This window comes from Oceanospirillum linum, assembly GCF_001995095.2.
In the GTDB taxonomy this organism is placed as follows: Bacteria; Pseudomonadota; Gammaproteobacteria; order Pseudomonadales; family Halomonadaceae; genus Oceanospirillum; species Oceanospirillum linum.
In genome coordinates this window covers 244,668-264,416 of sequence record NZ_MTSD02000003.1, presented here as the reverse complement: position 1 = coordinate 264,416, position 19,749 = coordinate 244,668, and the positions used below count along the sequence as shown (strand labels likewise).

Sequence of the window (19,749 nt, the reverse complement as noted above, 5' to 3'; positions counted from 1 at the left end):
AGGATATAACTTATAATGCGATACAAACAGCTTTCTCAACATATCATGCTCTCAGTAGGTTTGCTGTTGGCAGCGATGAACAGTTATGCAGCTCCGTATCTGGTGCTGGAGATAGGGCAAGCCCGAGGTGATTCAGACCTGCGGAGCTTTCGGGATTATAACGCCGAAATCATAGGCCAGGGCGGCCAGGCCACCCTATCGGATGATAACCGCGACAGGGCTCTGTTATTAGGGATAGGCTATCAATACACTTCTGCTCTGGCGCTTGAGTTAAGTTACATTGATCTGGGGAAAAACTCCGCTACTTCGCGCTCCACGGACATCAGTCGTTCTGAGGTTATCCGTACCCGTATGATCCGGGAAACAGCTGAACAGAGGGGGTTACTGTTTAGTGCCGTAGGTCAGTACCGGATGAATGAACACTGGCACCTCAAGGGGCGCTTAGGCTTTGCGTGGTTGGATCAGACTGCTTCCGGTTTTGCTCGGGGGCAAAGTGTGAATGCTGCAGGTACTGTTATTGCGGCAGAGAACGAAAGCTTCAGAAAGTCCGGGCATGAATGGGCGCCTATGATCGGCTTAGGCGTAGGTTATCTGCTGACTTCTGATTGGCAATTGGGTTTGAACTGGCGGCGTGTCCTGAATACAGACCCTGATGCGCTGGGTGAGTATAACTTGGACGCTCTGATGGCCGGTATCGGTTATCGGTTCTGACGTGACTTTCGGCCTGTCAGTAGCGATATAAAGAGCTGTAATCACTAGCTGTTTGAAGTGCCCCCCAAGCGTTGATACTCAACATTGGGGGTTGTTTTGTTACAGCTCTTGTTTGGTTCTGCTTAATTTAAGACTGGAGTTTTAAGTACCCTGGAGGTGTTACCAGTATCCGAGTAGTTTCCACCAAAGACCGCCAATGACAACCCAGATTATTAAATTCACGACACTCATAACAAAACCCGCACGCCACCATTCCCCGAGAGTGACATAGTTGGAGCCGAAGATTACAGGTGATGTCCCAGTGGCGTAATGGGTCAGTGTCATCATAATGGAAGAGGCCGCAGCCATCATCAGAACGAAAGGCATTGGCGGTGCGCCCATTGCCAGACCGACAGTTAGAAATGCTGCCATCATAGCTGTGATGTGGGCCGTGGTACTGGCAAAGAAATAGTGGGAGTAAAGGAAAATCAGCACCAGTAAGCCACTGGCTCCTGCCCAGCCGAGCCCGGTTTGTGCAATCAGTTCCTGTATGCTGGCGGAGAACCAGCTGATAACGCCAAGACTGTTTAGTTGGGAGGCCATCATTACCAGAGCCCCAAACCAAACCAGAGTATCCCAGGCACTTTTTTCTGCCAGAATATCCTGCCAGACCAGAACCCCGGAAATCAGAAGAATCGACAGGCCGATAAAAGCACTTGTGGTGGCATTGAGCTGATAAGCTTCTCCAAAAAACCATACGGGAAGGTCAGCCCAAAGGGCGAGCAGAATAGAAAAGACCGCTAACATGATCTTTTCGCCACGGCTCAGAGGCCCAAGGTCGTCGAGTTTTTGACGGGCAAAGATTCGGGCATCTTCTGTTTTTTTGATCTCAGGCGGATAGAGCCAGTAGAGCAACAAAGGCATTAATGCGATAGCGACCAGTCCGGGTAGTAGCATTGCCACTGCCCAGGTTGTCCAGCTCAGACTGATCTCAGCCCCGGTGGCTTCCGCAATAAGTTTAACCGTGAGGGGGTTTGGGGCTGTAGCTGTGATAAACATTGCAGAAGTGATCGGGTTAGCATGGTAGTTTACCAGAGCCAGGTATTTACCTATTTTTTCGGTACTATTCTCTTCCGGATTGGAGCCAAAGCTTCGGGCGATGGATAGCATGATCGGGTGGACAATACCGCCACCCCGTGCTGTATTGCTTGGTGTAACAGGTGCAATCGTTAGCTCTGATAGTACCAGGGCGTAGCCGATTCCCAGGGTTCGCTTACCAAACAGGGCAATAAAGTGGTAGCCGATTCTTGCGCCTAAACCTGTTTTGATCAAACCCCGTGAGATCATAATCGCAATGGCGATTAACCATATCAGAGGGCTGGTAAAACTGCCCAGGGCATTTTTTATGGATGTGCCAGGGTTATCGCTGGTAACACCGGAAGCGGCGACGAGTGTAATGGCCAGAATGGATAGAGCTCCGATTGGCATCGCTTTTCCAATAATAGCGGCAATGGTGCCAATAAACATGGCGAGCATCAGCCAGCCTTGGTCAGATACGGTATCAGGTTGAGGTAGTAGCCAGATAAGAAGCCCAATACAGAGTGCCACAACGGCGGGTATTGGGCGTAGACCAGAGGACGAGGTTGTTTGGACCATACTTGCTTCCTTTCCAGAAGGGGATTAAGGCTTCTCTGTACAAAGCAGTATTGGCGTTATGGGGAGGCCTGTCCAGTCAGGGATAGGCTTTAGCAGAGGCAGGTCAGGCCCGTGACGTTAATTAACAATTATAAGCCTACCGGTAGGTCAGAATTCCAATAAATTGAAACAAAAAAAACCTGGCAGACAGTCTGCCAGGGCATATCGTGACGCGTGGACTTCCGCTATCGGCGGTTAGGCTTCCGGGTTAATATCCAGCAGCTCAACTTCGAAAATCAACGTTTCATTCGGGCCGATAGGGCCACCTGTGCCGCCAGGGCCATAGGCTAGGTCAGATGGAATGAATATTTTCCACTTGCTGCCTACAGACATCAGCTGCAGACCTTCCTGCCAACCCTGAATCACCTGATTCAGACCAAAGGTGACTGGCTCGCCACGCTGATAAGAACTGTCGAATACCTTACCGTTCAGAAGTTTACCTTCGTAGTGAACTTTAACCTGATCGGTTAGAGCAGGTTTTGCACCATTACCAGCAGTCAGTACTTGGTATTGCAGGCCGGAGTCAGTGGTTACAACGCCTTTTTTCTTGCCATTCTGGACCATGAAATCCTGACCTGCTTTCAGGTTGGCTTCAGCAGCTTTTGCCTGAGCTTCCTGTTGTTCCAGCATTTTCTTCTGCTGGTAAGCCTGCATGGTTTCTTTGACTTCTGCTTCGGTCATCTTCATCTCACCGTCAGCGTACAAGTCTTTTACGGCCTGAGACATCATGTCGACATTCAGGTCGGTAAACTCCTGTTTCAGACGCTGGCCCATGATCAGTCCCAGACTATAACTCAGTCGGTCTTCTTCCGTCGTTGGGGTCGTGTCTGCCATGACGGGTGCTGCAAGCAGGCCGGAGAGGGTCAGGGTGAGTAGCGCTTTTTTCATGAAAACTCCTTATTAGGGGCTGCGAATTCCGGCTGGGGGTATACATCAGATAATCCCGGGCAGCCTATCATTAATTAATTTGGTACCAGGGCCCCGTTTTCGGCACGCCTGAGTAATACACTGAGCCTCTTTTAATACCTTCCGCAAGCTATTTAGCGGCGGATAAGGCTAATGGACAGATATACTGTTGATGACATTTGTATCTGTCGCGGTGGAGACTCAGACTTCTATTGAGCTAAAGTGTTCCAGCTATTGTGTTATTTGTGTTGCCTTTAGAGTCAAATCTATATTCACCGTCATCAGGGTAACACTTCTGCACCGGATATGAATAAGAGGCTCCCCTTGGCTGCCATAAAAAATACCATGGCATTTAAAGTATGCAGGCAGGGCGATTCTGGTCAGATTAAACCTGATCAGCAGACAAGCCTATTATAATCGCCTGGGCAATATCCTGATCAACAACCATTTCCAGTAAGTTTTTCAGCTGCTGTTGGGCTGTTGCTGTAAACCTGGCATCTTTAAGTGTAAATTTCAGATTGCTGCGCAGGGCGGTTTCTCTGTCTGCACAGGTTTGCATGCCTTTTTTCAGAGAATAAAGAAGATAAAGAAGCGCCTGTTCGTGCTGTTCGGCGATAAGCTCTGCGGAGAGAAGGTGTTCGCTCATCTCCTTCAGGTGTGCCTCAACGCCTGTCATAGGCTTCAGCTGACGGCGCTGTTTCCGTAGCGGTACGACAAACTGATTATGCCAACCCAATACAGGCTCTACCTGTGTAGGCCACTCCGAGGTGAAGCAAACATTCTGAGTGGTCAGCCAACAGCTGAAAAGCAGTTGGTTAACCATGACGCCCTGGTGATCCTGAAGATAAAGGCAGGCCGCTTCAACGGTTTCCAGACGATAGAGTTTCGTAGAAAAACGCCAGAATGGGTTATCATAGGACAAGGTAAGTTCTGACATGGTTGCCGGCCTCCGGGCTCATCATTATTCTTTTTTGCGCGATCTGATCCAGGCTTCAATTCCCGCACGCAACATTTTTGACAGTAAAATCACATGATTACATTAGAAGACCTGAGCCTGCAACGGGGAAGTCTCTCTCTCCTGCAAAATACCTCCCTGATTATCCATCGTGGTCAGCGTATCGGTGTTGTTGGTTCTAACGGTGCCGGTAAGTCCAGTCTGTTTAAACTGCTTTTAGGTGAGCTGCATCAGGATGCAGGTGAATTACTTATCCCGCCTCAACTGCGTATCGCTCATATGGCTCAGGAGGTTCACGCCCGGGATAAAACAGCTCTTGAGTATGTCCTTGATGGCGATAAACCGCTGCGCAAGGTGCAGAATGCTTTAGCGGAGGCGGAAGCGAGCGGGGATAATCATGGTATCGCCCGCTTACACGCCGAGCTGGAGACACTGGATGGTTATACGGCACCTAATCGTGCCGAGCAGCTACTGTTAGGGCTGGGCTTTACGATGGCTCAGACGCAGCAACCGGTGCAGTCTTTCTCTGGTGGTTGGCGTATTCGCCTGAACCTCGCCCAGGCATTGTTGATGCCATCTGATCTGCTGCTGCTCGATGAGCCGACGAACCACCTGGATCTGGATGCAACGCTATGGCTGGAGAACTGGTTACGCCAGTACCCCGGCACGCTACTGCTGATCTCCCATGATCGGGATTTTTTGGATAGTGTGGTGGAGCATATCGCCCACTTTGAGCAGCAGAAGATTAACCTCTATCGCGGTAATTATTCGGCATTTGAGATTATGCGTGCCCAGCGTCTGGCTCAGCAACAGGCGCAGTTTGAGAAGCAACAGACCCGTATTGCTGAAATTGAGAGCTTTGTCCGCCGCTTTAAGGCAAAAGCTTCAAAAGCGAAGCAGGCGCAAAGCCGGGTTAAAGAACTGGAGCGAATGGAAAAAATTGCTCCTGCCCATGTAGATTCACCCTTTCAGTTTACTATTCCCTGTACCGAGAAAACGTCGTCCCCGCTTTTAGTAATGGATGATGCCAATATCGGTTATGGCGACAGCAGCGTGATCCTGAGTCTGGTGAACTTCACCTTGTTGCCGGGGATGCGTGTCGGTCTTTTAGGTCCGAACGGCGCGGGTAAATCGACCCTGATTAAAACTTTGGTGGGCGACCTGCCAGTGGTTTCTGGTATTTATACACCCAGTGAAAACCTGCAGGTGGGCTATTTTGCTCAGCATCAGCTGGAGTCTCTGGACCTGAATGCCTCGGCACTGTTGCACATTCAGCGCCTGTCACCCAAAGTTTCCGAGCAGGAGATCCGTAACTACCTGGGTGGTTTTGGTTTTCGGGGAGATGATGTGGAGACAGAGGTTAATCGGTTCTCTGGCGGCGAGAAAGCCCGTTTAGCTCTGTCTCTGATCGCCTGGCAGAAACCCAACCTGTTGCTGCTGGATGAGCCGACTAACCACCTGGATCTTGAAATGCGGCTGGCGCTGACTTTTGCGCTACAGGAATTTCCGGGAGTGGTCATTCTGGTCTCCCATGACCGTCATATGCTTCGCAACACAGTCGATGAGTTCTGGTTGGTATGTGATGGCCGGGTTGAGCCGTTTGAGGGTGATCTTGAGGATTATCATGTCTGGTTGAAGAACCGGACACTGGCCTTGCAGAAAGGCGCTGGCCCAGAGGCTGCCCCTGCGTCTGGTGATAAGGAGGGAGCTGTCGAAGAAAAGCGTGACCGTAAAGAGGAGCGTCGCCTGGCTGCACAGCGCAGGGAGCAGTTACGTCCGCTGAAGAAAAAAGTAGATAAGCTGGAAGCCGAGCTGGATAAGGTTCAGGCAGAGCTTGGTAATATTGAGCTGGAGCTTGCGGAGCCTGAGATCTATCAGGATGAGAATAAAGATCGTCTGCAGGTGTTGCTCAGAAGGCAGGGCGAGCTCAGTACCGCCTCAGAGACCATCGAAGAAGAGTGGATGCTGCTTTCAGAGGAGTTAGAGACAGCGGAGGCTGAGTTAGATCTTTGATTCTTTCGTGGGATTGGCGGCCGGATATTCTCATATCCGGCCGCCTGCTGACTGACTCAGGAGGCTAGCTGTCGTTATAGGCCATTTTGACGCCCATGCCGCCGTCAACGACGAAGTTCTGACCCGTGATGAAGCCTGCGACATCGGTTGCCAGATAGCAGACCATATAGGCGACATCGTCGGGCTTACCGATACGACCCACAGGGTGCTGAGCCAGGTCGGAAGGAGAGTGAATAGGCTCGATGCGCGTGCGCGCTTTCTGCCAGTCTCCTACTTCTATCCAGCCGGGGCTGATACAGTTTACGCGTACTTCACTACCTAAGCTGATCGCCAGCGCATGGGTCAGTGAGATCACGCCACCTTTGCTGGCGGCGTAGGCTTCTGTATCCCGTTCAGATTGGCTGGCACGGGTTGAGCCTATATTGATAATGCTGCCCTGCTGCTCCCGAAGGTAGGGGACGGCATGTTTACTGACCAGGAATACGCCTGTCAGATTAACATCAAGATAGCGTTGCCAGTCTTCAAGGGAAAGGTCTTCAATCGGGTCGTTGAAGGGCGTTGAAAGACCTGCATTATTGACCAGCACATCAAGGCGGCCAAACTCTCCGATAATCTCCTGAATGCACCCCTGAACAACAGGTTCATCAGAAACGTCCAGCGAATGGGCTTTAATTGTTCCCAGATCCTGATAGAGGGAGGCAGTTTCATCGGCGGCTTCAAGGTCGATATCAGCACAAATAACGATCATGCCCTGATTCAGTAGTCCCCGGCAGATAGCGCGGCCTATGCCCTGGCCGCCTCCGGTGACTAACGCGACTTTGCTCGATTTGGAGTGTTGTGTCATAGCTCTGCCTTAGAAATTGTTTGGAGTCGATCAGGTTTCCAGCAAGAAGGTTGCCGGGCCATCATTGAGCAGCTCTACCTTCATATCTGCACCAAAACGCCCTGTAGCTACGCTTGGGTGGAGCCCTTTGGCCTGTTCAACAAGGTAATTATACAGATCCTCGCCCTCTGCCGGAGGTGCTGCAGATGAGAAACTGGGCCTCAGCCCTTTTTGAGTGTTTGCAGCGAGAGTGAACTGCGAGACCAGAAGCAGTCCTCCCTGAACATCTGTGAGGCTAAGGTTCATTTTATCCTCGGCATCGGCAAACACCCGGTAGGCCAGCAGTTTTTTTAACAGGCGGTCGGCATCTTCTGTACGATCCCCTTTCTCCACACCGATAAAGACCAATAGTCCCTGGTTGATCTCTCCAATGCATTGTTGATCTACTTCAACTTTTGCCCGGGCGACCCTTTGAATCAGTGCTCGCACGTTTGACCCCTTAACCTGTTCCAGTTGATCAGCCGGCAGGCCAGCTGAATCTGAGATAATATGCCTAGCCTATCTTACCCTATCCTGCGGATTTAGCAGATGCCATGCAGAGAAAAAAGTAATTTGTCAGATTCTAGAGTGTCAGCGATTGAAGATGCTTTTAATTTCGCTGATCTGCTCTCTGGCATCCTCAAGAATTTCAAGCCGTTGTTGGCTCGTCAGGGGCCCTGGTGCAATTTTCTCATAGGAAGGAACCTGGCTGATCGATGGCGTAGAAGGAGAGCGGTCATTCATGGCCATGCTGTGCAGGCGTGCCAGAATCAAAATATCGGTCAGTGTAACGTCCTTGGAGTTAGGCTCATAAAACCAGGTGTCTACATGTTGCACGGCGGTTACCAGGGCTTCTGGTAAATTCCAGCGGTGCAGTATCATGGCACCGGCCTGCCCTCTTGCTTCTTGCATTATCTGGTCAAGGTAGTCCGGGTCATCTGCAAGCTCGGGGTATTGGGCGGCGAATTGCACTAGGGGTAATTCACCAATATTGTGCAGCAGGCCTGCCAAAAGAGCTTCTTCCGGCGGAATTTTGGTACATTTTTTTGCCAGAACATAGCAGATGGCAGCCAGTTGGATGCTCTCTTTCCAGCTGCGCAGCTGACGTTTTCTGACCCAGTTTGCAGCAGGAATTTGGAACTGTACCTGCAGTGCAAAGGCTAAGACCAAGTGACGGGTCGCATTCAGTCCAAGACGTTTAATTGCTTCAGATAACTGACTGATGGGCTCATAGGCACGATACAAAGGGCTGTTTGCCAGTTTAAGCAGTCGGGCTGCCAGGGAGGCGTCAGCCGCTATTAACGAGGCCATATGATCAACATTTAACTCTTCATCAACGATAATCTGGCTTACCTTTTGGGTTACTTCCGGCAGGGATGGCAGGCTTAGTTTATTTTGTATCAGAGAGCGATAGAACTGCAGCACGAGGGGGTGGCTGCTGTCGTTGGCCAGAATCTCTGTCAGAGGCAGGGATAGGTTGTTGGACTCAGCCTGGAGAGATTGCAGCAGGTCGCTGTCCAGAAGAAAGAACTCTGTCTCGGTTTGGCTGACGATAAGGTTTGGGCTTGGCCGTAAGTTCAGCAAACTGAATCGGCTGCGGTTATCCCCTGCAGATAGCGTTATTTCGCTGCCATCTTCTGCGAAAACAGTTACCCGACCACTGAGCAGAAAAAGCTCTTCGCTGCGATTATCCCCTCTGGGGCTTATCTCTTTACCCTCAGGCTCCTGGCAGATCTCAATGCGATGGCACAGTAGAATCAGGTGCTCTTCAGAAAGCTTTGAAAAGGGGACAAAAATCGCCAGACGTTCCGGTGACAGTGGATGTGTATGCATAGGGAGGACTTATTTAGTTTTGCCCGAAGGCTGAACGGGTTATCAGGATCGGAAGAAAAACCCCTTGGTGTTGTTTTTGACACCGGCGTAATAACGGGCTGCTCAGAAGTGCCCGCTGCGTAGCATAACGAGAGTGCAGTTTTCCTGCCAGAATATACCTGATTTGGTTAACGCTTGCTGTAATTCCCAGGATTCTGTTCCGGGGTTGAAGATGATTCGTTTAGGCTTAAGAGCAATGATTTCATCTATTTGGTTCGCAAGCTGATGGGCATTGCGATACAGCGACAAAGTGTCTACAGGGAGATGAATGTCTGCAAGCTGACGAACGCAGGGACACTGTTCAATCTGGTCAAATGCAGGGTTTACCGCAGTGACTTTATGTTGATAAGCCTTCAGCAGACGAACAGCTTGATTAGAATGACGTTCTGGTTTTGAACTGGCACCCAGCACAACGACATGTTGAGGTAATGAGGTTTGCATTGACATTGCAGGCTCCTTTAACGGATTTAATGATCAGCTTTGGCCGCTCTGATCGTCCTGAGTCGATGATGTTACATTAGGTGCTACGGCTGGTTCATCAGTATTTTTCAGGCTGTTGTCATCTGTTTTCAGACTTTTTTCTTCAGGCAGCTGATCTGTCTGATCGCTTTCTGCACTTTCTTCGTCGTGGGCATTGTCAGTCAGCTCCTGTTCCAGATCTTCGACACTAGGGTCAAAATCCAGGTCCGCCAGCATCTGATCTTCCCGCTCTGAACGGAAATATTCCTCTGCTGCTTTTCGGCATTCATCAAGGTATTCGTGGTATAGAGCAACGTCCTGCAACGTTTTCATGTTGCTCATCAGATTGTGCTCTTTAGACATTAGAGCGATCCGGCGAAATTTACGTGCTCTGAGCCTTGGGTTATGGTGTACCAGTGGATAGATACGATGAATAAAGCCTCGTTTGGCTTCAATCTGCTGGATATATTCGGTTACCCCGTTTTTGATCTTTCTCCGCTTAGCCAGTAATTCAGGATAGCGAGAGAGACCTGGTAAAAATTGCATCATGCCTGTGCCATGGCTTAACCAAAGTACAAATGCAATGCCGCCTGCTATACCTCCTACCCAGGGGTGTACCAGGTTTAGCAGTGAGCTGGTAAACAGGAATACAGAGATACCCAAACCGAAAAACCATCCCAGGCGTGAGCGTCGGGCAGATTCGATTTCAAAATCAGAAGGGTATTCACTCAGGGACAGAAGCTCATAATTCAGCGTTTCCAGGTCTTTGTAAAGGGCTTCACGCTCAGCTTTTAGCCGTGCTTCTTCAGCCTTTTTACGCTCTTCCTGTTTTTTTTCCGCCTGCTTCGCTTCCCATTGTGCTTTGATTTTTTCACGTTCGCGTTCAGCTTCTTTTTCTGCGGCTTCCGCTGCTGACATTTTATGGTGCGCAGGGTAAACCCCCGGCACGGATGGCAGGTCTTTGGGTGTTTGAGCAGAATCAGCGTCGGGCGCTAAGTTTTTATCATCCATTTTATATAAGCAGGCTTGTATCGTGTTAGGGGTGATGGAGTCATAGTAGCCTTGACCACTCGGAAAAACTGTATCACGTTGTAACATTGTGAGACTTTGTGTGGCGCGGGCTGCTCTTGAGCTTATAGATTAACGATCCTTTGTCCGTCTTAATCTAACCGTCCTGAACACCAGTTTAAAGTAAAAATGCCCCGGCTTGAACAATTCCTGTCGGAGTCTGATTCGCTACAGGCGGCTATTTGTATGGGCTAATGTAGGATTTGTTTGTACTGGCGTGTTTGACGTTAGTCTTTTCTTTGCCACGGAAAAAGCACTACAGTGTCCAACGTTTTCGGATTTACTCTATCATCGGGCTTAAATTCCCGTATGGAGCTATTAAATGCTTTTTAGGCTATTTTGCAACAGGTTGAATCTGTATTAAGGCGATTATGAAATTTGAGCTCAAGGCCCGGCGTCTGCCAGCCCTGCAAACAATTGGCATGCTGGCGGTTGTCTTTATTTTCGGCCTGATTGTCAGCGGTTATTTCTTCTATGCTCTGGGTAATCAAAAGCAGCAACAGCTTGACAGGCTAGAGCAAGAAGTTTTGCAACAGCAGGAGGGGCTGCTGGCGTCTGAGCTGGATGCGACAGTCAGTTATATCCAATACATGCGCACCCGAACAGAGCAGGTTCTGAAGGAGCAGTCTAAAGTATTCGTTGATCAGGCAGTGACTGTTGCGGAGTCGATTTATGCTGAATCAAAAGATCGCTTGTCTGACACTGAGATCAAAACCCTTATCCGTGAGTCTCTGCGCAATGTCCGCTTTTTTGACGGTCGGGGTTATCTCTTTATTGGTGACCTTGAAGGAGTGAGTATTCTCTTACCTACGGCACCTCATCTTGAAGGTAGTTCTCTCTATGATAACCGTGACGATACCGGTCATTATATTATGCGGGGGCTGATTGATGCCGTGAGTAACAATGCTCAGCAGTCCGGTTTTTCCCGTTATCGTTGGTATGCGCCCTCGGATCAGAAATTGATGGAAGATAAAATTGCCTATGTGCGTCTTTTTGAACCGTATAACTGGATTATTGGTACCGGTGACTACCTCTACCAGGTTGAAAATGACCTTAAGCAAGAGGTAACCCGTCGGCTGGAAAATTTCCGTTTCGGCGATAATGGTTATATTTCGGTATTGGATCTGCAGGGTAACACGTTGGCAAATACAGCCCTGACGGTTTTGTCTGAAACCCGGGGTGTACGTGACCTGCAGCGTGCTGCGATTGACGCCATCATGGATACGGCGGCCTCAGGGGGCGGGATTGTTGAATACAGCTGGTTTTACCCGGATGGGCGAGGGCCTGTTGTTAAGCGTTCACAGGTCAAAGTTGTACCTGAATGGGGGTGGGTGTTAGTGGCTGGGATCTATCCTGATGATCTGGCTCCTATGTTGGCTGAGCATAAGGCAATTCTGGATGCCCAGAATGCCGATGCTGTCAGAAACTTTGTGTTGGTGCTGGCGGCGGGTTTGCTGCTGGCATTGATTCTGGCTCTGGTTTACTCCCGCTGGTTGCGGCGAATCTTCATCCGCTATGAGCAGGATATTGCGCACCAGAGAGCGCAGTTAATAGACAACAGTCGTCAGTTGGAGCTTTCTGCCCGTGTTTTTGAAAACGCTACAGAAGGGATCATGATCACAGATGCCTCCAACCGAATTTTGGCGGTCAACCCTGCGTTTACTGAGATAACCGGATACTCACAGGAAGAGGCAGAGGGTAAAAATCCTTCGTTTATGGCATCCGGAAGTCATGACGAGCGATTTTATGAAGATATGTGGTCAAGGCTGATGAAGACCGGACGATGGCAGGGGGAGGTCTGGAACCGGCGTAAAGATGGAGTTCTCTTTCCTGAATGGCTTTCCCTGAATCTGGTGCGAGAGGATGGGGAGGTTGTTAATCATATCGCAACGTTGAGTGATATTTCGTTGAGTAAGGCTAATGAGAAACGCCTGCGCTATCTCGCGGAATATGATTCTCTGACTGACCTGCCTAATCGGCGTCTGCTGGCGGACCGTGTTGATCAGGCAGTACATATTGCAAGACATAACCATAGTCATCTGGCGCTGCTGTTTGTTGACCTGGATCGCTTCAAGAATGTAAATGACTCTTTAGGGCATGAGGTTGGTGATCGCTTGCTTTGTGCTGTGGCGGAGCGGCTGACTGCACTTGTGGATGACCTTGTTACCGTCAGTCGTGTCGGTGGTGATGAGTTTGTAATTCTGCTTTCAGATCTTAACCATCCCAATGATGCGGCTTTGGTGGCGCGGGATATTATCAGGCATGTAAGTCAACCGGTTGAACTGGGTGGCCACTCATTGACCCTGACTCCAAGTATCGGTATTGCACTGTACCCGGGGGACGGGCTGAATTTTGAAATGTTGTTCCGTAATGCAGATGCTGCGCTTTACCATGCAAAAGCCCAGGGGCGGAATCAGTATCAGTTTTTTACCCAGCAAATCAATGATGATGTCTCCCGTAGCCTGGTGATGGAAAATGCCTTGCGCAAAGGCATCGCTGAAGGTGAGCTGCGGCTGGTTTACCAGCCGCAGTTCTGCATGAAAAATATGCGCCTGCGTGGTGTTGAAGCTCTGGTACGTTGGCAGCACCCGGAACAGGGGTTGGTGCCACCTGACTTTTTTATCGGGCTTGCTGAGGAAACCGGGCTTATTCTGGAGCTGGGTGCATGGGTAATGTATGAAGCCTGTTTGCAGGGCCAGCGCTGGCGGGATGAGGGTTTTCCGGATATCGAGCTGGCGGTTAATGTTTCTGCTCTGCAGTTCAGGGAGGAGCTTGTCGATCAGGTTCGTCGGGTGCTGGAAGAAACCGGCTTCCCGGCAGAGAACCTGGTGATTGAAGTGACTGAAAGCACCCTGATGCAAGGGGCTTCTCAGGCAATCGGGATTTTAAGCCGGTTGAAAGAGCTCGGTGTGTGGGTTTCTCTGGATGACTTTGGTACCGGCTACTCCTCTCTGGCCTACCTGAAGCGCTTTCCACTGGATAAACTGAAAATTGATAAAGCCTTTATTTCAGACCTGCCCCACGATGCGGACGACAGTGCCATCACCCGGGCTATCATCAGTTTGGCGCAAAGCCTGAACCTGCTTACGGTTGCAGAGGGTGTTGAGACGACAGAGCAGCTGGAATACCTTCAGGCACTAGGGTGTGATCTTGCGCAGGGATATTTGCTGGATCGTCCATTATGGCCGGGCGATATGATAAGCCGCTTTAAGGCGGAGATGCATCGCCAGGTGTTGCAGGATAAGGGTGGTTGTTGATACAGGGATCAACCTTGCAGGGCCATTTTTCTGAGTGATGAGGCGCTAGTCCCGCGTTACCTGAGTACGGCTATTAAATGCGTGTCGTGTCGTTAGTAACTCAGGCTCATTCATCGGTTTGGCGAGAAGAAATCCCTGGGCCTCGTTACAGCCCAGCTGGCGAATGATCTCAAGCTGGCGCTCTGTTTCAATGCCTTCGGCTGTGACGCTGAGGTTGAAATTATGCGCCAGTTGAATAATCGTCTGTACGATATTCCGGTCACTGGGATCGTTGCTATCCAGCTCCTGAATAAACGCCTGGTCGATTTTTAGTGTATCTGCCGGAAGCTGTTTCAGATATGCCAGGGATGAGTATCCCGTGCCAAAGTCGTCAATGGCGATACGGATACCCTTATCACGTAGCAGGCTAAGCTGACTGATAGAATGGCTTACATCTTCCAGCATGCTGGTTTCTGTTAGCTCAAGCTCCAATAGTTCAGGACTCAGGCCCGAGGTTTCAAGGCAGCGGGTAACAATATCCGGAAGGTTTGGTTGGCGTAACTGTTTCGCTGAAAGATTGACTGAGATCTTTATGGGCTGGCCTTTTTTTTGCCACTGACTGGCATAGATACAGGCTCGCATCAGAACCCACTCACCAACAGAGGTTATTAAGCCCATCTCTTCCAGTACAGGGATAAACTCTCCCGGAGAGATAACCTTTCCATCCGGCTTTATCCAGCGCAGCAACACCTCTGCGCTGTTGATCTGCTCTGTAGCAATATCAATTCTGGGCTGAAAGACCAAATGAAACTCTTTGTGCAGCAGTGCCTGGCGTAACTGATTTTCCAGTTTGACTCTATGTTGAGTTTGCAGGGTCAGATCTTCAGTGAAGAAGCCAAATTTCTGATCATGGTCTTTGCAGCGGTGCATGGCGCTGTCGGCTTTGTTGACCAGCTCATCAAACTGATCTCCGTCATAGGGATAAAGAGTTATGCCCAGACTAACGCTCATAAAGAGCTCGGCCTGGGTGAGCTCGAAAGGTAGGGCCATAACCTGCTGGATTTCCTGAGCCAGATGAGCGGCCTGGTCCGGTGTTTGTACCTCTTCGGCCATGACCATAAATGCGTCACTGCCGAGGCGGCCAACAAAGTGTGCAGGCAGGGATTTGCGTAACCGGCTAGCCGTCAGTCGTAGCAGTTCATCACCGGCTTGCCGGCCCAGACTGTCATTGATGCGGCTTAAACGATCGAGGTCTACCAGAAATAGCGCCATTGGCGTTTTACGCCGCTGCATCACGTGCTGCTCAAACTGCTCTGATAAGCGCTGTCGATTGGGCAGACCTGTTAGCGTGTCAAACCGGCGCAGATAGTCCAGGCGCTGCTCACTATTGATCAGATCTGTTATATCGCGCCCTGTGGCGACAAAGTGGCTGATCTGGCCCGTATCATCGCGAATCGGTGTGATCGTTTTCTCTTCATGGTAGCGCTCGCCATTTCTACGGCGGTTAATGAAGATGCTACGATAGCTTTCCCCTGCGCGAAGCGTTTTCCACATCTCGGCATAAAACGCTTCATCATGTTCATCTGAGCTGAGGATACGAGGGGTTTCACCGATCACTTCTGCTTCGGAGTAGCCTGTTTGGCTGAGAAAGGCTGGGTTGACGTATTCGATCAGTCCCTGGCAGTCCGTAACCATAACCATATCTTCTGTCTGCTGCATCGCCTGATGAAAGTGAACCGGCAGGTGTTGCGCAGCTTCATATTGGGTTACATCTTTCAGTGTGATCTGTAGCAGAGTTTCTTCCGGGCTGCCTGTGAGCAGTGGCGTCACAAACAGCTGTATACGCTTTTTATGTTCACCATAATTGAACGTCAGGCTCAACTGTTCGTCACAGAATCGCTGACAAGCCTGCTTTAACTGGTGATACTGGTTAGGGCCCAGTCGGTAGAAAAGTTCTTTGCCACACAGGACATCGCTGCTGGCATCGCCATAGGTAAGTAAATGACGGGCGGCCTTGTTCGCGTACTGCAGGATACCATCGCGGGTAGCAATCAGTGTTGGGATGCTCAGATTATCAAGCGCAATCAGTCGCGCTGAATCCGGAGATTGTATGGAGGTTTTTTTCGCGTTCATGGCGCCTGTCGATATCTCATCAGTAGGCGATCCGGTGCCCCTCTGGTTATCACTTATTACCTTGCTGCATACTAAAATATCAGGCTTGGCCTCTGTCGCATAGAGGTATGTGACAGGTATTTTATAGCCTTGTTTTAAAAGCACTTTTTTGACCCAGAGCCAATCAGCACTCTGTTACTGAAGCATGAATAAAAAATACTCTGCAAATGTTTTATCTGCAGAGTATTTCTGTAGCTCTAGCTGTTGCGTTTGACGGCCATATCTGCAAACAGGGCCAGCCTTTCTTTGAATGGGGATTCCGGAAGGCAGTTCAGGCAGGCTTTTGCTTTATCAGCCATCTCAAAGGCTTTCAGCTCTGTATACTGCAGTGCGCCTGTCTTACTGATGATCTCCAGAACAGGCTCAAGGAACTCCAGTCCGCCTTTGCGTACCGCTTTACGGATCAGCTTGGCTTCTTCTTCCGTGCCAACCTCCATCGCTCGGATCAGTGGCAGGGTTGCTTTACCTTCTGCCAGGTCATCACCAACGTTTTTCCCCATGGCCCCGGCATCACCCTGATAATCCAGCAGGTCATCCTGTAACTGGAAGGCTAACCCTAAATAGTTACCGTAATCTGCCATCATATCCTGCTGTTCTTGGCTTGCACCGGAAAGTACAGCGGCAGATTGAGTTGCGGCCTCAAATAGCATGGCGGTTTTTGCCTTAATCACGGTCATATATTGTGCTTCAGTGATTTTAGGGTTGCGCACATTGGTGAGCTGCAGTACTTCGCCTTCAGCGATAACATTGGTGGCATTAGCGTAGATTTTCAGAATATCCATATGACCGATGTTGACCATCAGTTCAAAAGCCCGGGTATACAGAAAATCACCGACCAAAACACTGGGGGCATTGCCCCATTTGTTGTTGGCGGTGTCCCGGCCCCGACGCATGTCAGATTCGTCTACGACATCATCATGCAGCAGGGTAGCTGTGTGGATGAACTCTACCAGTGCAGATAATGGGATGCGCTTATCGTCGTTACAGTTGAGGGCTTTGCAGGTGAGAAGCACTAGCAGCGGGCGCATTCGTTTGCCGCCGCTATCGACGATATATTCGGCAATTTTCTCAACGAGGGGCACTCTTGAGTGCAGTTGGTCGATGATATAGGTGTTTAGTGCGGCGAAGTCGTCCGCGACCAGATCGTGGATGGCGCTCTTTGGCTGCATGTTCAGGACTGCTTTTCTCGTTGGTTAGCTAATCAAGGGTCAGGTGCCTCAAGGGCTATACTCAGTAGGACTGCAGGAATGCTATTGGGCAGGGGGTGAGGTGTCAAGATAAAGCCCTGCCCGGCAGTCGCTTTAAGCCGCGTAAAGGTGAGATTTTCCTGATTATCAAAGTGTTGGGAAGGATTCTCGCATCTGTATCTGTTCATGCTGCTAAAAAACAGGTCTTTTAGTTGCTGTCATGGCGCTGTTGCTATAAAATTCGCGCCCTGCTTAGTTACTGTGCGTGAGTTATAGGCTTTTGCCCTCTCATCTCAGTCCTTTGCTCCCTGTCCGATAGTTGCCAGAGCGCTTCTATTCAAAGCAGGTAAGTAAGAAGCATCTAACTCTACTAAGCACTGCTGTTTTTCTGGAGAACAAGCATGTACGCAGTTATTAAAACTGGCGGTAAACAGTACCGCGTTAAAGAAGGCGATACCCTGAAAATCGAAAAGCTGGAGCTGGAAACAGGTTCTGCTGTTGATTTTGATCAGGTTCTGCTGGTTGCTAACGGTGAAGACGTTAAAGTTGGTGCTCCTCTGGTTGAGGGTGCTAAGGTTTCTGCTGAAGTTGTAAACCACGGTCGTGGTGATAAAGTTACTATCATCAAATTCCGTCGTCGTAAGCACAGCATGAAGCGTCAGGGCCACCGTCAGTGGTTCACTGAAGTAAAAATCACCGGCATCGCTGGTTAATTTTACTCAAACAATTTCAGTTTCGGTCAGGCTCAATAATCACTGACGCAGTGGAGTCTGCCCGGCAAGATCAACTTAACGAGGAAGTACTCATGGCTCACAAAAAAGCTGGTGGTAGTACCCGTAACGGTCGCGATTCCGAATCGAAACGCCTTGGCGTTAAGCGCTTTGGCGGCCAGGTAGTTAAAGCAGGTAACATCATTGTTCGTCAGCGTGGCACACGTTTCCACCCTGGGGTTAATGTTGGTATCGGCAAAGATCACACTCTGTTTGCTACTACAGATGGTGTTGTGAAATTTGAAGTACGTGGTCCGAAGAAACGTAAAACCGTTACTATCGTACCTGCGTAAGCCGATTTCGATCGGTTGAAAAAGCCTCGCCGCGTGCGGGGCTTTTTTCGTATCTGCCATAATTTAAAAAATTGGTTATCTTAAAAGACAGGTTGCTCCGATCATCGGGTGATCTGAAGGCAAAGATTTCCATACGCTCCGTATAATCTTCGGTGGCGGATGCCTGGGCCGGATATTTTTAAATACAGGGCTTTTCTACGGCTGGATGATAAATCAGTAAGATGGCGCGACTCAATGCAGAGAATGATCCTCTGGCAGCTTCGTGATGGGTGTGGCCGATGAAAAGCTGGAACAATACACCAGATTAAGAGTGCACAAGCATGCAGTTTGTAGATGAAGCAAGTATTCATGTCGCAGCCGGTAAAGGTGGCAACGGTTGCCTGAGCTTTCGCCGCGAAAAATATGTGGCTAAAGGTGGCCCCGATGGCGGGGATGGTGGTAATGGTGGCGATGTTATTCTGGTGGGTGATGACTCCCTGAATACGTTGATCGACTTCCGCTATCAGCGTCGTTATCGTGCGGAGAATGGTGAGGGTGGCCAGGGGCGACAGTGCTCTGGTAAGGCCGGGGAACATCTCTATATTCAGGTTCCGGTCGGCACAACTGTAATTGATGAAGAAACCCTGGAAGTACTGGGTGATATCACGGAGATTGGTCAGGAGCTGATTGTTGCTCAGGGTGGGCGTCGTGGTCTGGGTAATACTCGCTTTAAGTCGAGTACCAACCGTGCGCCGAGGAAAACGACCAACGGTACTCTGGGTGAAGAGCGTAATCTGCGTTTTGAAATGAAAGTGATGGCCGATGTTGGTCTGCTGGGTTTGCCAAATGCCGGTAAATCTACGCTTATCCGTTCCGTATCGGCAGCTAAGCCTAAGGTTGCGAACTACCCTTTCACGACGTTGGTGCCTAACCTTGGTGTGGTTAAGCTGGGACAGTTTAAGCATTTTGTGATGGCGGATATTCCCGGGCTGATTGAAGGCGCATCTGAGGGAGCTGGCTTAGGCTTTCGGTTCCTGAAACACCTTACCCGTGCTCGCCTGTTGCTGCATCTTGTTGATGTGGCTCCGTTTGATGAGTCTGATCCGGTTGAGTCTGCCCAGGCGATTATCCGTGAGCTGGAGCAGTACAGCCCGACTCTGGCTGAGCGCCCTCGTTGGTTGGTGTTGAATAAGCTGGACTTGTTGCCGGAAGAGCAGCGGGAGGTCGTTTGTGAGCGCATCGTCAGTGAGCTTAACTGGCAGGGGCCAGTCTTCCGTGTTTCTGCTATCAGCAGTGATGGTACACAGGTTGTTTGTCAGCAGATTATGAACTGGCTTGATGAGCAGCGTGCTGCTCAGGCAGAAAACCCTGCGCTGGCGGAAGAAGAAGCTGAAATACGGGGCCGCATGGAAGAAGAGGCGGTGGAGCGTGTTGAGGCTTACTTGGAACGCCGTCATGGGCCTCGGATTAAGTCAGCTGAAGAGCTGAGCGAAGAAGATGAAGATGACGACGATTTTGATGACGATGACTATGATGTTGAAGTGGAGTATGCCAAGTAAGGGTGCGCTCTTTTTTAGCATTGGTTGAATTCA

General features: G+C 50.0%; 16 protein-coding genes. 6 read left to right on the top strand and 10 right to left on the bottom strand.

What is annotated here, in order from left to right; genetic code table 11:
* Positions 1-15: 15 nt before the first annotated feature.
* Positions 16-711 carry an outer membrane protein gene (locus BTA35_RS09180; protein ID WP_078319513.1) on the top strand — a complete coding sequence of 232 codons (696 nt, stop codon included), beginning with the start codon at positions 16-18 and terminating at the stop codon, positions 709-711.
* A gap of 159 nt (positions 712-870) precedes the next feature.
* Here the strand turns inward: BTA35_RS09180 and BTA35_RS09175 are convergent, their stop codons facing one another.
* From BTA35_RS09175 to BTA35_RS09165, 3 genes are all read right to left on the bottom strand, one after another.
* Positions 871-2,346 carry an anion permease gene (locus tag BTA35_RS09175; protein ID WP_078319512.1) on the bottom strand — a complete coding sequence of 492 codons (1,476 nt, stop codon included), beginning with the start codon at positions 2,344-2,346 and terminating at the stop codon, positions 871-873.
* 234 nt (positions 2,347-2,580) lie between these two features.
* Complete coding sequence (gene bamJ, locus BTA35_RS09170) at positions 2,581-3,273, bottom strand: BamJ family beta-barrel-assembly machinery protein (RefSeq protein WP_078319511.1); 693 nt, start codon at positions 3,271-3,273, stop codon at positions 2,581-2,583.
* A 403-nt stretch (positions 3,274-3,676) separates the two neighbouring features.
* Positions 3,677-4,228, bottom strand: coding sequence for a TIGR02444 family protein (locus BTA35_RS09165; RefSeq protein ID WP_078319510.1), 552 nt, complete (start codon positions 4,226-4,228; stop codon positions 3,677-3,679).
* 93 nt (positions 4,229-4,321) lie between these two features.
* Between BTA35_RS09165 and BTA35_RS09160 the strand changes: the two genes are divergently transcribed.
* Positions 4,322-6,259, top strand: coding sequence for an ATP-binding cassette domain-containing protein (locus BTA35_RS09160; RefSeq protein ID WP_078319509.1), 1,938 nt, complete (start codon positions 4,322-4,324; stop codon positions 6,257-6,259).
* A 64-nt stretch (positions 6,260-6,323) separates the two neighbouring features.
* Here BTA35_RS09160 and BTA35_RS09155 read toward each other — a convergent pair whose 3' ends face one another.
* From BTA35_RS09155 to BTA35_RS09135, 5 genes are all read right to left on the bottom strand, one after another.
* Positions 6,324-7,103: an SDR family NAD(P)-dependent oxidoreductase gene (locus tag BTA35_RS09155; protein WP_078319508.1), complete on the bottom strand. Its 780-nt coding sequence runs from the start codon at positions 7,101-7,103 to the stop codon at positions 6,324-6,326.
* Positions 7,104-7,133: 30 nt separating this feature from the next.
* Positions 7,134-7,571, bottom strand: coding sequence for a D-aminoacyl-tRNA deacylase (gene dtd, locus BTA35_RS09150; protein ID WP_078319507.1), 438 nt, complete (start codon positions 7,569-7,571; stop codon positions 7,134-7,136).
* 141 nt (positions 7,572-7,712) lie between these two features.
* Positions 7,713-8,954, bottom strand: a complete 1,242-nt coding sequence (locus tag BTA35_RS09145; protein WP_078319506.1) for an HDOD domain-containing protein — start codon at positions 8,952-8,954, stop codon at positions 7,713-7,715.
* Positions 8,955-9,056: 102 nt separating this feature from the next.
* Complete coding sequence (locus tag BTA35_RS09140) at positions 9,057-9,440, bottom strand: CoA-binding protein (RefSeq protein WP_202931225.1); 384 nt, start codon at positions 9,438-9,440, stop codon at positions 9,057-9,059.
* Positions 9,441-9,467: 27 nt separating this feature from the next.
* Entirely contained in the window at positions 9,468-10,463 is a 996-nt protein-coding gene (locus BTA35_RS09135; RefSeq protein ID WP_139363644.1) for a hypothetical protein, read from the bottom strand.
* 428 nt (positions 10,464-10,891) lie between these two features.
* Between BTA35_RS09135 and BTA35_RS09130 the strand changes: the two genes are divergently transcribed.
* Positions 10,892-13,777 carry a bifunctional diguanylate cyclase/phosphodiesterase gene (locus BTA35_RS09130; protein WP_078319504.1) on the top strand — a complete coding sequence of 962 codons (2,886 nt, stop codon included), beginning with the start codon at positions 10,892-10,894 and terminating at the stop codon, positions 13,775-13,777.
* A 45-nt stretch (positions 13,778-13,822) separates the two neighbouring features.
* On the opposite strand, the gene BTA35_RS09125 is transcribed toward BTA35_RS09130, so the two are convergent.
* Together BTA35_RS09125 and ispB are read right to left on the bottom strand one after the other, a co-directional pair.
* Positions 13,823-15,889: a putative bifunctional diguanylate cyclase/phosphodiesterase gene (locus BTA35_RS09125; protein WP_078319503.1), complete on the bottom strand. Its 2,067-nt coding sequence runs from the start codon at positions 15,887-15,889 to the stop codon at positions 13,823-13,825.
* Positions 15,890-16,125: 236 nt separating this feature from the next.
* Positions 16,126-17,097, bottom strand: a complete 972-nt coding sequence (gene ispB / locus BTA35_RS09120) for an octaprenyl diphosphate synthase (protein WP_078319502.1) — start codon at positions 17,095-17,097, stop codon at positions 16,126-16,128.
* Between the two features lie 419 nt (positions 17,098-17,516).
* Between ispB and rplU the strand changes: the two genes are divergently transcribed.
* The 3 genes from rplU (at position 17,517) to cgtA (ending at position 19,716) form a co-directional block, all read left to right on the top strand.
* Positions 17,517-17,828: a 50S ribosomal protein L21 gene (gene rplU, locus BTA35_RS09115; protein WP_078319501.1), complete on the top strand. Its 312-nt coding sequence runs from the start codon at positions 17,517-17,519 to the stop codon at positions 17,826-17,828.
* Between the two features lie 92 nt (positions 17,829-17,920).
* Complete coding sequence (gene rpmA / locus BTA35_RS09110) at positions 17,921-18,178, top strand: 50S ribosomal protein L27 (protein ID WP_078319500.1); 258 nt, start codon at positions 17,921-17,923, stop codon at positions 18,176-18,178.
* A gap of 320 nt (positions 18,179-18,498) precedes the next feature.
* Positions 18,499-19,716 carry an Obg family GTPase CgtA gene (cgtA, locus tag BTA35_RS09105; RefSeq protein WP_078319499.1) on the top strand — a complete coding sequence of 406 codons (1,218 nt, stop codon included), beginning with the start codon at positions 18,499-18,501 and terminating at the stop codon, positions 19,714-19,716.
* Positions 19,717-19,749: the final 33 nt, after the last annotated feature.

Coding starts and splice junctions, on each gene's coding strand:
- BTA35_RS09180 (WP_078319513.1), top strand. CDS start 16: ATGCGATACAAACAGCTTTCTCAACATATCATGCTCTCAGTAGGTTTG.
- BTA35_RS09175 (WP_078319512.1), bottom strand. CDS start 2,346: ATGGTCCAAACAACCTCGTCCTCTGGTCTACGCCCAATACCCGCCGTT.
- bamJ (WP_078319511.1), bottom strand. CDS start 3,273: ATGAAAAAAGCGCTACTCACCCTGACCCTCTCCGGCCTGCTTGCAGCA.
- BTA35_RS09165 (WP_078319510.1), bottom strand. CDS start 4,228: ATGTCAGAACTTACCTTGTCCTATGATAACCCATTCTGGCGTTTTTCT.
- BTA35_RS09160 (WP_078319509.1), top strand. CDS start 4,322: ATGATTACATTAGAAGACCTGAGCCTGCAACGGGGAAGTCTCTCTCTC.
- BTA35_RS09155 (WP_078319508.1), bottom strand. CDS start 7,103: ATGACACAACACTCCAAATCGAGCAAAGTCGCGTTAGTCACCGGAGGC.
- BTA35_RS09145 (WP_078319506.1), bottom strand. CDS start 8,954: ATGCATACACATCCACTGTCACCGGAACGTCTGGCGATTTTTGTCCCC.
- BTA35_RS09140 (WP_202931225.1), bottom strand. CDS start 9,440: ATGTCAATGCAAACCTCATTACCTCAACATGTCGTTGTGCTGGGTGCC.
- BTA35_RS09135 (WP_139363644.1), bottom strand. CDS start 10,463: ATGGATGATAAAAACTTAGCGCCCGACGCTGATTCTGCTCAAACACCC.
- BTA35_RS09130 (WP_078319504.1), top strand. CDS start 10,892: ATGAAATTTGAGCTCAAGGCCCGGCGTCTGCCAGCCCTGCAAACAATT.
- BTA35_RS09125 (WP_078319503.1), bottom strand. CDS start 15,889: ATGAACGCGAAAAAAACCTCCATACAATCTCCGGATTCAGCGCGACTG.
- ispB (WP_078319502.1), bottom strand. CDS start 17,097: ATGCAGCCAAAGAGCGCCATCCACGATCTGGTCGCGGACGACTTCGCC.
- rplU (WP_078319501.1), top strand. CDS start 17,517: ATGTACGCAGTTATTAAAACTGGCGGTAAACAGTACCGCGTTAAAGAA.
- rpmA (WP_078319500.1), top strand. CDS start 17,921: ATGGCTCACAAAAAAGCTGGTGGTAGTACCCGTAACGGTCGCGATTCC.
- cgtA (WP_078319499.1), top strand. CDS start 18,499: ATGCAGTTTGTAGATGAAGCAAGTATTCATGTCGCAGCCGGTAAAGGT.